This window comes from Pantoea anthophila, from assembly GCF_026104315.1.
GTDB lineage: Bacteria > Pseudomonadota > Gammaproteobacteria > Enterobacterales > Enterobacteriaceae > Pantoea > Pantoea anthophila.
This window is the reverse complement of record NZ_CP110473.1, coordinates 749,236-762,265: the sequence shown is the minus strand read 5'-3', so window position 1 is coordinate 762,265 and position 13,030 is coordinate 749,236. Positions and strand designations below refer to the sequence as shown.

Annotated in this window: 11 protein-coding genes; 2 read left to right on the top strand and 9 right to left on the bottom strand. The window is 55.9% G+C overall.

Annotation, left to right across the window (positions count from 1 at the left end; genetic code table 11):
- Window positions 1-9: 9 nt before the first annotated feature.
- Window positions 10-1,248, bottom strand: coding sequence for a phosphoglycerate dehydrogenase (gene serA / locus OJ965_RS06180; protein WP_009087106.1), 1,239 nt, complete (start codon window positions 1,246-1,248; stop codon window positions 10-12).
- 279 nt (window positions 1,249-1,527) lie between these two features.
- On the bottom strand, window positions 1,528-2,187 hold the full coding sequence (gene rpiA / locus OJ965_RS06175; RefSeq protein WP_009087109.1) for a ribose-5-phosphate isomerase RpiA: 660 nt from the start codon (window positions 2,185-2,187) through the stop codon (window positions 1,528-1,530).
- A gap of 182 nt (window positions 2,188-2,369) precedes the next feature.
- Between rpiA and OJ965_RS06170 the strand changes: the two genes are divergently transcribed.
- Window positions 2,370-3,275 (top strand): LysR family transcriptional regulator ArgP, encoded by a 906-nt coding sequence (locus tag OJ965_RS06170; protein ID WP_009087111.1) that lies wholly within the window; start codon window positions 2,370-2,372, stop codon window positions 3,273-3,275.
- Between the two features lie 265 nt (window positions 3,276-3,540).
- Here OJ965_RS06170 and OJ965_RS06165 read toward each other — a convergent pair whose 3' ends face one another.
- The 7 genes from OJ965_RS06165 to tkt form a co-directional block, all read right to left on the bottom strand.
- The gene (locus OJ965_RS06165; RefSeq protein WP_009087113.1) at window positions 3,541-4,263 is read right to left on the bottom strand and encodes an oxidative stress defense protein; all 723 of its coding nucleotides are present in this window, start codon (window positions 4,261-4,263) and stop codon (window positions 3,541-3,543) included.
- Window positions 4,264-4,407: 144 nt separating this feature from the next.
- A complete protein-coding gene (gene argO, locus OJ965_RS06160; protein ID WP_265138318.1) occupies window positions 4,408-5,031 on the bottom strand; it encodes an arginine exporter ArgO in 624 nt (207 codons plus the stop codon).
- A gap of 124 nt (window positions 5,032-5,155) precedes the next feature.
- Window positions 5,156-6,052, bottom strand: coding sequence for a small-conductance mechanosensitive channel MscS (gene mscS, locus OJ965_RS06155; RefSeq protein ID WP_009087117.1), 897 nt, complete (start codon window positions 6,050-6,052; stop codon window positions 5,156-5,158).
- 191 nt (window positions 6,053-6,243) lie between these two features.
- Window positions 6,244-7,323 carry a class II fructose-bisphosphate aldolase gene (fbaA, locus tag OJ965_RS06150; RefSeq protein ID WP_009087119.1) on the bottom strand — a complete coding sequence of 360 codons (1,080 nt, stop codon included), beginning with the start codon at window positions 7,321-7,323 and terminating at the stop codon, window positions 6,244-6,246.
- A 105-nt stretch (window positions 7,324-7,428) separates the two neighbouring features.
- A complete protein-coding gene (gene pgk, locus OJ965_RS06145) occupies window positions 7,429-8,592 on the bottom strand; it encodes a phosphoglycerate kinase (RefSeq protein ID WP_009087121.1) in 1,164 nt (387 codons plus the stop codon).
- A 51-nt stretch (window positions 8,593-8,643) separates the two neighbouring features.
- Window positions 8,644-9,663 (bottom strand): erythrose-4-phosphate dehydrogenase, encoded by a 1,020-nt coding sequence (gene epd / locus OJ965_RS06140; RefSeq protein ID WP_009087123.1) that lies wholly within the window; start codon window positions 9,661-9,663, stop codon window positions 8,644-8,646.
- A 315-nt stretch (window positions 9,664-9,978) separates the two neighbouring features.
- A complete protein-coding gene (gene tkt, locus OJ965_RS06135; RefSeq protein ID WP_009087124.1) occupies window positions 9,979-11,973 on the bottom strand; it encodes a transketolase in 1,995 nt (664 codons plus the stop codon).
- Between the two features lie 271 nt (window positions 11,974-12,244).
- On the opposite strand from tkt, the gene loiP reads away from it, so the two are divergent.
- The gene (loiP, locus tag OJ965_RS06130) at window positions 12,245-13,000 is read left to right on the top strand and encodes a metalloprotease LoiP (RefSeq protein ID WP_058958125.1); all 756 of its coding nucleotides are present in this window, start codon (window positions 12,245-12,247) and stop codon (window positions 12,998-13,000) included.
- Window positions 13,001-13,030: the final 30 nt, after the last annotated feature.

Sequence of the window (13,030 nt, the reverse complement as noted above, 5' to 3'; positions counted from 1 at the left end):
GGGTAGCGCTTAGTAAAGTAAACGCGCGCGGATAGTCCCCGGAATAGCCTTCATCAGCTGCAGAGCTTTCTCAGCCACTTCCGGCTCAGCATCGATATCGATGACCACATAGCCCATAAATGGCGACGTCTGCAGATACTGGGCGGCGATGTTAATGCCCTGCTCGGCGAAAATCTGGTTGATCGCCGTCAGCACGCCCGGACGGTTCTCGTGGATGTGCAGCAGACGACTGGCGCTGATGCCGTGGATCGGCAGTGAGACTTCCGGGAAGTTGACCGCCGACAGAGTGGAGCCGTTGTCGGAGTATTTCGCCAGCTTGCCCGCAACTTCAATACCGATGTTCTCCTGCGCTTCTTCTGTCGAACCGCCAATGTGCGGCGTCAGGATCACGTTGTCAAACTCACTCAGCGGAGAGATAAAGGGATCGCTGTTGGTGGCCGGCTCGACCGGGAAGACGTCGATGGCCGCGCCTCCCACATGCTTGCTGGCCAGTGCCTCGCACAGCGCCGGGATATCCACAACCGTGCCGCGAGAGGCGTTAATCAGCAGCGCGCCAGGCTTCATCTGCGCCAGCTGCTCCGCCCCGATCATATCCTGTGTCGACACGGTTTCCGGTACGTGCAGGCTCACAACGTCGCTCATGTTGAGCAGTTCCGCCAGATGGCGAACCTGAGTGGCATTACCCAGCGGCAGCTTGTTTTCAATGTCGTAGAAGAAAACGTGCATGCCCAGGCTCTCTGCCAGCACGCCCAGCTGCATCCCGATATGGCCGTAACCGATGATGCCGAGTTTTTTCCCACGCGCTTCGAATGAGCCTTTGGCATTCTTGTTCCAGATACCACGGTGCGCTTTGGCGTTCGCTTCCGGGATACCACGCAGCATCAGCAGCATCTCACCAATCACCAGTTCAGCGACCGAGCGGGTATTGGAGAATGGCGCATTGAAGACCGGAATCCCGCGGCTGGCGGCGGCCTGCAGGTCAACCTGGTTGGTTCCGATACAGAAACAGCCGACAGCGACCAGCTTTTCAGCCGCCGCAAAAATCTCTTCAGTGAGCTGGGAGCGGGAACGGATACCAATGAAGTGCGCATCACGGATGGAGGCTTTTAATGCGTCAGCGTCCAGCGCGCCCTTGTGAAATTCGATGTTGGTGTAGCCTGCAGCCCGCAGGTTGTCCAGCGCGCTCTGATGCACACCCTCCACCAGCAGGAACTTAATCTTATCTTTATCCAGTGATACCTTTGCCATTTCCCGATCCTATTCAGCATTCAATGAGGAGTACCATAAGCCAGCCTTCTGTCAAAATATCAAAAAAATCGCGTCGGGCAATACAAACGATTGCCCGGGAGCCAGCACGGCAACGGCTGGCAGCACCACAATGCCAGACAAAATCACGGGGTCAGGGTTGAAGAGAGAATGAAACCGTTGCGGATAACGGTTATGTGACATAAGTCACCAAATTTCACCCGGGCGAGAAAAGATGATTTGCAGGCAGAAATAAGCGGCGCCGTATCGACGCCGGACAGATCATTTTTTGATGGTTTTCACGCCATCCGGACCGCCTATCAGCGCAATATCGGCGCCGCGTGCGGCAAACAGGCCCACAGTGACCACGCCAGGCAAAGCGTTGATGCTCTTTTCCAGCGCAATCGGATCGAGAATAGTCAGATTATGCACGTCGAGAATGATGTTGCCGTTATCGGTGATGACATTCTGCCGATACTCCGGCAGGCCGCCCATTTTAACCAGCTCACGCGCAACGTAACTGCGCGCCATCGGGATCACCTCGATCGGCAGCGGGAAGCGGCCCAGCACATCGACCTCTTTAGAGGCGTCGGCGATACAGATAAAGGTCTGCGCCACCGCGGCCACGATCTTTTCACGCGTCAGCGCCGCGCCACCGCCTTTGATCATCTGCATCTGCGGGTTGATCTCATCCGCACCATCGACGTAAACCGACAGCAGATCGATCTCGTTCAGGTCAAACACCGGAATGCCCAGGTTTTTCAGTTTCAGAGTCGAGGCATCCGAGCTGGAGACGGCACCTTCGATCTGATGCCTGACTGTGGCAAGCGCATCGATAAAGTGGGCAGCGGTGGATCCGGTGCCTACGCCAACAACCGTCCCCGGCTGCACGTATTCAAGTGCAGCCCAGCCAACGGCTTTTTTCAGTTCATCCTGGGTCATGGTATGTTTAAAACCTGTGCGACAACGAAGTGCGCGTAGTATAAAACAAGGCTGGCTGAAAATGCTCGGCTGACCGACGTGGATTTAACGCTTTGGAAGCCAGCCCACAAAAAACAGGTGAGCCATCACAGGCGGCACTTTTGTGGCATAGTGACGTCCACCCTGAAGGAGAGAGAAGAATAATGAAACGCCCGGATTATCGAACGCTTCAGGCGCTGGATTCAGTGATCCGCGAACGCGGATTTGAGCGAGCCGCACAGAAACTCTGCATCACCCAGTCGGCGGTGTCTCAGCGTATCAAGCAGCTGGAGAACCTGTTTGGTCAGCCGCTGCTGGTGCGCACCGTGCCGCCGCGTCCGACCGAACAGGGCCAGAAACTACTGGCGTTACTGCATCAGGTCGAGCTGCTGGAAGAGGAGTGGCTGGGTGATGAGAACAGTGGAACCACGCCGCTGCTGCTGTCGCTGGCGGTCAACGCCGACAGTCTGGCGACCTGGCTGCTGCCCGCCCTGAAAGATGTGCTGGCCGACTCGCCCGTGCGCCTGAATCTGCAGGTGGAAGATGAAACCCGCACCCAGGAGCGTCTGCGCCGCGGTGAGGTGGTGGGCGCGGTCAGTATTCAGCCGCAGCCGCTGCCCAGCTGCCTGGTGGACCAGCTCGGCGCGCTCGACTATCTGTTTGTGGCGTCGCGCGACTTTGCCGATCGCTTCTTCCCCAACGGGGTGACCCGCTCTGCCCTGCTGAAGGCGCCTGCGGTCGCGTTCGACCACCTTGATGATATGCATCAGGCCTTTCTGCAGCAGAATTTCGACCTCTCACCCGGGAGCGTGCCCTGCCACATCGTCAACTCATCGGAAGCCTTTGTGCAGATGGCGCGACAGGGGTCGACCTGCTGTATGATTCCGCATCTGCAGATTGAGCGCGAGCTGGCAAGCGGGGAGTTAATCGATTTGACGCCTGGCCTGTATCAGCGCCGGATGCTCTACTGGCATCGTTTTGCGCCGGAGAGCCGTCTGATGCGTCGGGTCACCGATGCGCTGATAGCGCATGGACATCGGGTGCTGCGTCAGGATGACGTGGCAGCCTGAAAACAAAAACGGGGCGAAAGCCCCGTTTTTGTTGCTGACAAATCGGGATAAAGAAGACTCTTACAACAACAGAAAAGTTAAACGCGCAGGGAGCAGGGTCAGAAGAGGAAAGCGTCCCGCGCCAGGGATGGTGCGGGCCGAGCGGCCAGGGATTGGCCTTAGCGACTTTCCGATCTGACCCTGTTTCCTGTGCAGGCACCGTCTCACAGCGAACCGGGCCAGGTTTTGTCAACAATTTCAAACGGGACATCAGCCCCGTTTTGCATTATGGCGCGTTGGGCTTGAGTTCAAACACCACATCGACCTGATCGTCAAAGTTAATGCTCTGCTGATCGTAGGTTTCCTGAGCTGAGGTATCGGCTGCTGCCGCCGCTTTATACATGCGGTTCATCGGCATCGGCTGATAGTTAGCGACCTGATAGCGGATGCTGTAGATCGGGCCCAGCTTCGCGTTAAAGCCTTCAGCCAGCTGTGAGGCCTGCTGAGTCGCATTCTTAATTGCCGCTTTACGTGCCTGCTCTTTGTAGCTCTCCGGGTTTGCTACGCCTAACTCGACGCTGCGCACCTCGTTCAGACCCGATTTCAGTGCGCCATCCAGCAGATCGTTCAGCTTGTCCAGCTGACGCAGAGTGACCTGAACCTGACGCACCGCGCGATAGCCTTTCAGGACAGATTTACCCTCTTTGGTGTAATCGTACTCTGGCTGGGTACTCAGGTTAGCCGCATCGATATCTTTCTTCTCAATGCCGTTTTTCTGCAGAAAATCGAAATATTGTGCAACCCGGCTGTCCGCCTGCTTTTTCGCATCGGCGGCATCTTTGGATGAGACATTCACCACGATAGAGAGCGTGGCGATATCGGGACGGGCATCGACTGTTGCCTTGCCTGAGGTCACCACGTGCGGCCCATTTGGTAACTCATCAGCGTGTACGCCAGGCAGTGCTCCGGCGCTCATGATTGCGGCCAGAGCCAATGCTTTCAGTTTCATGAAAGTCCTCCTTGAAAAGGTCACTATGACGGCTTCTAACCGGCGAAGCCCAGCAGCGCATCGGTATGCGCCATGCTTTGAGTGGTCATTATGGCAAAAGTTCGCCAGCGGTGCGGCAATAACCGCAGGCTGTTCGCGTTCTGTTCAGAAAGCGGCGATACCCTGGCGCGCCAGTTGCAGGGCAATAAACCACATCACTGCGCCGACCAGCAGGTTAATGATGCGCTGTGCCGTCGCAGTGCGCAGACGCGGTGAGAGCCACGCGGCCAGCACGGCCAGGCCGAAAAACCACAGGACAGAGGCGCTGATGGTTCCCAGCGCGAACCACTGACGCGCCGCGGTGGTCGGCAACTGACCGCCAAGGCTGCCCAGCACCACAAAGGTATCAAGATAGACGTGCGGGTTGAGCCAGGTCACCGCCAGCAGCGTCGCCACGATGCGTCCCCTGCTCTGCCTGCGGGCCGACCCCTCTGCCAGATCGACATCGCCGCGAAAGGCGTGACGCAGCGCGCCCCAGCCGTACCAGAGCAGAAATGCCACGCCCGCCCAGGTGATTGCCCCCAGCAGCAGCGGAGAGTGACTCAGGAGTGCACTTCCGCCGAAAATACCGCCGCAAATCAGCAGAATATCGCTCAGCGAGCAGAGCGCCGCTGTCATCAGGTGGTACTGCCGCTTTACCCCCTGATTCATGACAAAGGCGTTCTGCGGACCCAGCGGCAGAATCAGTGCGGCACCCAGGGCAAACCCCTGAAAGTAGAGAGATATCACAGAATTATGTCCTCACATCGTCAGATGTGAAGCAGTATAAGAGGGGGCGATGATTAGCGGAAATTGAAAGAATTAATCTGCGATTAGCAAAATGAATGGGCGACCGGGGTCGCCCATAAAACGATTACTCCGGCTGGGCCTGTGGCGCGATTGTCTCTGGCGCGGCGGTCTCCGGCTTTTTAACACGGTGCAGATGCACATCCATCTGTGGATAAGGAATGCCAATCCCTTTTCCATCCAGCGCACGCTTAAAGTTCTTCAGCAGATCCCAGTAAACATCCTGCAGGTCTCCGCTGTTGCTCCAGCAGCGCACCACAAAGTTCATTGAGGAGGCCGCCAGCTCATTCAGACCCACCTGCACGCCTTTCTCCTGCAGAACACGGCTATCAGCATCCACCACTTCGCGCAGCAGCGTCAGCACCTGATCAACATCCGCATCGTAAGAGACACCAATGATAAATTCATTGCGGCGTACCGGCTCGCGCGAGAAGTTAACGATGTTACCGGTGATGATTTTACCGTTAGGCACCACCACCAGCTTGCCGTCAGCCGATTTGAGGGTCGTGGAGAAGATCTGTACGTTCATGACCGTCCCCATGATGCCGCCCAGATCGACAAACTCACCAGCCCGGAAGTGGCGGAAAATCACCAGCAGCACACCCGCCGCCAGGTTTGACAGGGAATCTTTTAATGCCAGGCCCACAGCCAGACCGGCTGCACCCAGAATAGCAATGACCGAGGTGGTCTGGACGCCGATACGCCCCAGTGCGGCGATAAGCGTGAACGCGATAATGCCATAGCGTACCAGCGCAGACAGGAAGTCAGCGACCGTGGTATCAATGTGACGCGCGCGCAGCAGACGATTGACCGCATTGGCGATGATGCGCGCAATCATCAGCCCTACCACGATAATCGCAATCGCGGCGACGATGTTTACCGCATAGCTAATCAGGAGTTCCTGATTTCGTATAATCCAGTTTCCCGCGTTGTTGATTTCATCGATCATGCCCGTATCCTGCATGTAACCATCCTGTAATTAAATCCCAAAGGGAATGAGACCACATTGTCAGAACCGCTCTGACAATCCCTGACAAAAGGGTAAACAATAAATGCCGGTGTGCCAAACCTGCATGACCTTTGACATAAATCTGCTGAAAAAAAGGCAAAAAAAAGGCCCTTTCGGGCCTTTTTTATACGGTAACCGCCAGGGTGTTACAGTACGTCGACAGCGTTAAGCTCTTTGAAAGCCTGCTCCAGACGGACCACCATAGACGCCTGGGCAGAACGCAGCCAGACGCGTGGGTCATAGTATTTTTTGTTTGGCTTGTCGTCGCCTTCCGGGTTACCCAGCTGCGACTGCAGATAGCCTTCGTTCTTTTTGTAGTACTGCAGAATGCCGTCCCAGGTTGCCCACTGGGTATCGGTATCGATGTTCATCTTGATCACGCCGTAGCTGATAGACTCTTCGATCTCTGCTGCTGAAGAACCTGAACCGCCGTGGAAAACGAAGTCCAGCGCGTTGTGCGGCAGGCCATGTTTTTCACACACAAACTTCTGCGAATCACGCAGAATGGTCGGGGTCAGTTTCACGTTGCCTGGCTTGTACACGCCGTGGACGTTACCGAATGACGCCGCAATGGTGAAGCGCGGGCTGATCGCATGCAGTTTTTCGTACGCGTAGTTCACATCTTCTGGCTGGGTGTAGAGTGCAGATGCGTCCATGTGGCTGTTATCAACGCCATCTTCTTCACCGCCGGTGCAGCCCAGTTCAATCTCCAGGGTCATGTCGAGTTTCGCCATGCGCGCCAGGTATTTGCTGCTGATTTCGATGTTCTCTTCCAGAGACTCTTCTGACAGGTCGATCATGTGAGAAGAGAACAGCGGTTTACCGTTTTTCTGGTAGTACTCTTCACCCGCGTCCAGCAGACCGTCGATCCACGGCAGCAGTTTCTTGGCACAGTGGTCAGTGTGCAGAATTACCGGCACGCCATACTGCTCAGCCATCAGGTGAACATGGTGTGCACCCGAGATTGCACCGAAAATAGCGGCGCCCTGTGGTTTATCAGTCTTGAAACCTTTACCCGCGATGAAAGCCGCACCACCGTTAGAGAACTGAATGATGATTGGCGCTTTAACTTTCGCAGCAGCTTCCAGTGCGGCATTGATAGAGTCGGTGCCGACGCAGTTTACGGCTGGCAGTGCGAATTTGTTCTCTTTCGCGACTTTGAAGATCTTCTGTACGTCATCACCAGTGACAACGCCGGGTTTTACGAAATCAAAAATTTTAGACATGATTGTGTCCTGTTTCGTGACCGTTGTTCCCCTTAAGGAACGTCGATTTAAACGCCCAGACGGGCAAGACTTCAGGCGATGCCGCAGGGCATCACCCCCAAAGGTTTACTGCTTCGCACGCTCTTCCAGCATGGCGACGGCAGGCAGTTTCTTGCCTTCCACGAACTCAAGGAACGCGCCGCCACCGGTAGAGATGTAGGAAATTTTGTCTTCGATACCGAACAGGTCGATCGCCGCTAAGGTGTCGCCGCCGCCAGCCACAGAGAACGCCTCACTGTCCGCAATGGCGTTCGCCACGATTTCGGTGCCTTTACGGAAGTTAGGGAACTCGAATACGCCCACCGGGCCGTTCCACAGGATGGTTTTCGCATCCTTCAGGATGGCAGCCATCGCCTGTGCGGTTTCGTCACCGAAGTCCATAATCTCTTCGTTATCCGCCACTTCCGAAACCTTTTTCACGGTTGCTGGTGCAGTTTCGGAGAATTCCGTGCCGACACGTGAGTCAGTCGGAACCGGAATACCGTGCTGATCGCGCAGGCCTTTCGCGGCTTCAACGAAGTCTGGCTCATATAGGGATTTACCGACTTTATTGTCGATAGCCACGAAGGTGTTCGCGATGCCGCCGCCGACAATCACGGTGTCCGCGATTTTCACCAGCGACTGCAGCACATCAAATTTGGTTGAAACTTTAGAACCGCCCACGACAGCGACCAGCGGACGCTCAGGGTTGGTCATCACCTTGCCCAGCGCTTCCAGTTCAGCGGAGAGCAGCGGACCGGCACAGGCAACAGGCGCAAATTTGCCGACGCCGTGAGTAGAGGCCTGCGCGCGGTGTGCAGTACCAAACGCGTCCATCACGAAGACGTCGCACAGGGCGGCATATTTTTTAGACAGCGCTTCGTCGTCTTTCTTTTCGCCTTTGTTAAAGCGAACGTTTTCCAGCACCACCAGTTCGCCAGCGCCCACTTCCACGCCGTCGAGGTAATCTTTTGCCAGGGTCACATTGGTGCCGCTCAGCTTCTCTTTCAGGTAGTTCACGACCGGCAGCAGCGAGAACTCTTCGTTGTATTCACCTTCGGTCGGACGCCCCAGGTGAGAGGTAACCATTACTTTCGCGCCCTGTTTCAACGCCGCTTCAATGGTGGGCAGAGAAGCACGGATACGTGCATCAGACGTCACTTTACCTTCTTTAACCGGTACGTTGAGATCGGCACGGATCAGCACGCGTTTGCCAGCCAGATCCAGATCGGTCATCTTAATTACAGACATGGTGAACCCTCTCGTTGATTCTCATAAGTTTTGCCAGACGCAAACCGCGTCTTACCTGAAACCGCTTGCGGCCATGGCTAACGTCGTGTCGAGCATTCGGTTAGCAAAGCCCCATTCGTTGTCACACCAGACCAGGGTCTTGATAAGGTGTTGACCGCTGACCCGCGTTTGCGTTCCGTCCACAATGGCGCTGTGCGGATCATGGTTAAAATCTACTGAGACTAACGGTAATTCCGTATAGTCAACTATACCACGAAATGCCCCCTCTGCCGCGCTTTGCAACAGGGTGTTAACCTCGCACGCCTTCACTGCCTGACGAACAGAAACGCTGAGATCAATAGCCGTCACGTTGATCGTCGGGACGCGAACCGCTATCGCCTCAAAGCGATCGTTGAATTTCGGAAAAATGCGGGTGATGCCCGCCGCCAGCCGGGTGTCGACCGGAATGATCGACTGGCTGGCTGCTCGGGTGCGGCGCAGATCGCTGTGATAAGCGTCGATCACCTGCTGATCGTGCATCGCCGAGTGAATCGTGGTGACGGTGCCGGATTCGATGCCAAACGCATCATCCAGCAGTTTAATCACCGGAATAATGCAGTTTGTGGTACAGGAGGCATTGGAGACGATGCGGTCGCTGGCGCTCAGATCCTGCTGATTAACGCCATACACCACGGTCGCGTCGAGATCGTTTCCGCCGGGATGAGAGAACAGCACTTTTTTGGCACCCGCCTGAAGATGCGCTTCGCCATCCGCGCGCGAACCGTAAACGCCGGTGCAGTCCAGTACCACATCAACGTCGAGTTCACGCCACGGCAGATCGGCAATCTCTGCACGGTGCAGAATGCGCAGGGTATCGCCCCCCACCCACATCACATCGCGCTCCTGCCGCACATCAAAAGCAAAACGGCCATGGCTGGTGTCATATTTCAGCAGGTGCGCCATCCCGGTGGCTTCCGCCAGCTCGTTGATCGCCACCACCGTAATCTCCGCCCGCCGGCCCGTTTCATATAACGCGCGCAGAACGTTGCGTCCAATCCGGCCAAAACCATTTATTGCTACCCGTACCGTCATTTCTCTCCTGCCACGTCAGACTGAAAAAAACGTGCCGTTAGCCTGAGCGTTTCACTGCATTTTGTACAGGAGATTCTTACCCGGCATTGTCCGAAACCAGGGCAAGTTGCCTGGCGACTGAAACGGTTCAGCTACAATAATAGAAGGAAGGAATAACGGGAATGACTGTGATCAATCTGACTGCTTATATTTAGATCTGCGTCACAAATTGAGGCGAAAACAGGTTATTACTGCAGGAATAAAAGAGCGAGAGGGACGAAAAAGTCGTCCCTCTGCGTTTAGCGCCAGGCGGATTCAGGCCCGCCTGAGCGGTTTTTACGCCAGTAGCGCTTTGGCTTTCGCCACAACGTTGTCGACGGTAAAGCCAAACAGTTCAAACAGCTGATCCGCAGGCGCTGATTCGCCGAAGCTGGTCATGCCGACGATGGCCCCATTCAGACCGGTGTATTTGAACCAGTAATCTGCGATGCCCGCTTCGATAGCCACGCGTGCGCTGACCGCTTTTGGCAGAACGGCTTCGCGATACGCATCGCTCTGCTTGTCGAAGGCATCCGTTGAAGGCATAGAGACGACACGCACCTTACGACCTTCGCTGGTGAGTTTGTCCCACGCACCGACAGCCAGTTCAACTTCTGAACCGGTGGCGATCAGGATCAGCTCAGGCGTGCCGTCGCAATCTTTCAGCACATAGCCGCCGCGCGCCACGTTAGCCAGCTGCTCAGCGTCACGCGCTTGCTGCGCGAGGTTCTGACGGGAGAAGATCAGTGCCGTCGGGCCATCCTGACGTTCAATCGCGTATTTCCACGCCACGGCAGATTCAACCTGGTCACACGGACGCCACAGGCTCATGTTTGGCGTGGTGCGCAGGCTGGCCATCTGTTCAACCGGCTGGTGCGTCGGGCCATCTTCGCCCAGACCGATGGAGTCGTGGGTGTAGACCATGATCTGACGGATCTTCATCAGTGCCGCCATACGCGCAGCGTTACGCGCATACTCAACGAACATCAGGAAGGTGGCCGTGTAAGGCAGGAAGCCGCCGTGCAGCGCCAGGCCATTAGCAATAGCGGTCATACCGAATTCACGCACGCCGTAATGGATGTAGTTACCTGCCGCATCTTCATTGATTGGCTTAGAGCCCGACCAGACAGTCAGGTTGCTCGGCGCCAGGTCAGCTGAACCGCCCAGGTATTCCGGCAGAATTTTACCGAAGGCTTCAATCGCATTCTGTGAGGCTTTACGGCTGGCGATCTTCGCCGGGTTCGCCTGCAGCTGCTCAACAAATTTCTGAGACTCTTCCTGCCAGTTAGCAGGCAGCTCATTGCTGATGCGACGCTTAAACTCAGCGGCCAGTTCCGGGTGAGCCTGCGCGTAAGCCGCGAATTTCTCATCCCAGGCGGACTCTTTCGCCTGACCCGCTTCTTTCGCGTCCCACTCAGCGTAGATCTCTGACGGGATAACGAACGGTGCGTGGTTCCAGCCCAGCTGTTTACGGGTCAGCGCCACTTCGTCATCACCCAGCGGTGCGCCGTGTGAATCATGGGTGCCCGCTTTGTTCGGCGAACCGAAGCCGATGACGGTTTTGCACATCAGCAGTGATGGCTTGTCGCTGACGCTTTTCGCTTCGTCGATCGCTTTAGCAATCGCGTCCGCATCGTGACCATCAACGCCGCGCACAACGTGCCAGCCGTAAGCTTCAAAGCGCTTAGCGGTGTCATCGGTGAACCAGCCATCAATGTGACCGTCGATAGAGATACCGTTGTCATCATAGAAGGCCACCAGTTTGCCCAGCTTCAGCGTACCCGCCAGTGAGCAGACTTCGTGCGAGATGCCTTCCATCATGCAGCCATCACCCATGAAGACATAGGTATTGTGGTCTACGATGTCATGACCCGGACGGTTGAACTGCGCGGCCAGGGTGCGCTCAGCGATAGCGAAACCGACCGCATTAGCGATGCCCTGCCCCAGCGGACCGGTGGTGGTTTCAACGCCGGCGGTGTAGCCATATTCCGGGTGACCTGGAGTTTTTGAGTGCAGCTGGCGGAAGTTTTCCAGTTCGCTCATCGGCAGATCGTAGCCGGTGAGGTGCAGCAGGCTATAGATCAGCATGGAGCCGTGACCGTTGGAAAGCACGAAACGGTCGCGGTCAGCCCACTGCGGGTTGGTCGGGTTGTGGTTCAGGTAACCGCGCCAGAGTACTTCAGCGATGTCCGCCATACCCATTGGGGCACCCGGATGTCCCGATTTCGCTTTCTGTACTGCATCCATACTTAACGCACGAATGGCGTTGGCAAGCTCTTTACGAGAGGGCATTTTCTACTCCAGGTCGGATTAATGCTTCGCGCCTTAACTTATTGTTATTAATGAGTTACCGGGCAAAACAAGGAAAAAGTTGCCCATCAATGTACATGAAAATCGGGGCAAAAGTACATGCTGTAAAACGCTAAATGTCACCGCTTCGTATGGCTTTTCCGGCCAACTCTGCTAGCAAAGTGCAGACTGGCAGGCTATAACCAAAACGTTTATTCACCTGGCACGATTTCAGGTGTTTGTTTTTCTTACCTTGTTATGAATGGGATAGAGCATGAAAATCCAGAAAACGGTATTAGCGCTTGGACTGGCGACGCTGCTGAGCGGCTGTCAGGGGCTGGACAATAACGCGCTGATGCAGTCAGGCGCACAGGCCTATCAGGCTTACACGCTGAGCGACGATCAGGTCAAGCAGCTGAGCGATAAGTCCTGTGAGCAGATGGACAAAGAGAATCAGATCGCGCCGGCTGACAGCCAATATCAGCAGCGTCTGAACAAGATTGCCGCCGCGCTGGGTGACAACATCAATGGCGTCCCGGCTAACTATAAGGTTTACCAGACGAAAGATGTCAACGCCTGGGCGATGGCAAACGGCTGTATCCGTGTCTACAGCGGACTGATGGATATGATGACCGACAATGAAGTCGAAGGGGTACTGGGCCATGAGATGGGGCACGTTGCGCTGGGCCACACCCGTAAAGCGATGCAGCTGGCGTATGCCACCACTGCGGCCCGCACGGCTGCCGCGTCGGTTGGCGGGGTGATTGGTTCGCTGTCGCAGTCGCAGCTGGGCGAACTGGGTGAGAAACTGGTCAACGCGCAGTTCTCCCAGTCGCAGGAGTCACAGGCGGATGACTACTCCTATGACCTGATGAAGAAGCGCAACATTAACCCGATGGGGCTGGTCACCAGCTTTGAGAAACTGGCGAAGCTGGAACAGGGCCGTCAGAGTTCAATGTTTGACTCCCATCCGGCTTCAGAAGCGCGCGCTCAGCATATCCGCGATCGCATTGCTGCCGACGCGAAATAAAAGACAATCAGGCGCATCATCCTTCAGGGC

Coding starts and splice junctions, on each gene's coding strand:
- tkt (WP_009087124.1), bottom strand. CDS start 11,973: ATGCCCTCTCGTAAAGAGCTTGCCAACGCCATTCGTGCGTTAAGTATG.
- mscS (WP_009087117.1), bottom strand. CDS start 6,052: ATGCAGGATACGGGCATGATCGATGAAATCAACAACGCGGGAAACTGG.
- loiP (WP_058958125.1), top strand. CDS start 12,245: ATGAAAATCCAGAAAACGGTATTAGCGCTTGGACTGGCGACGCTGCTG.
- OJ965_RS06170 (WP_009087111.1), top strand. CDS start 2,370: ATGAAACGCCCGGATTATCGAACGCTTCAGGCGCTGGATTCAGTGATC.
- rpiA (WP_009087109.1), bottom strand. CDS start 2,187: ATGACCCAGGATGAACTGAAAAAAGCCGTTGGCTGGGCTGCACTTGAA.
- pgk (WP_009087121.1), bottom strand. CDS start 8,592: ATGTCTGTAATTAAGATGACCGATCTGGATCTGGCTGGCAAACGCGTG.
- epd (WP_009087123.1), bottom strand. CDS start 9,663: ATGACGGTACGGGTAGCAATAAATGGTTTTGGCCGGATTGGACGCAAC.
- OJ965_RS06165 (WP_009087113.1), bottom strand. CDS start 4,263: ATGAAACTGAAAGCATTGGCTCTGGCCGCAATCATGAGCGCCGGAGCA.
- fbaA (WP_009087119.1), bottom strand. CDS start 7,323: ATGTCTAAAATTTTTGATTTCGTAAAACCCGGCGTTGTCACTGGTGAT.
- serA (WP_009087106.1), bottom strand. CDS start 1,248: ATGGCAAAGGTATCACTGGATAAAGATAAGATTAAGTTCCTGCTGGTG.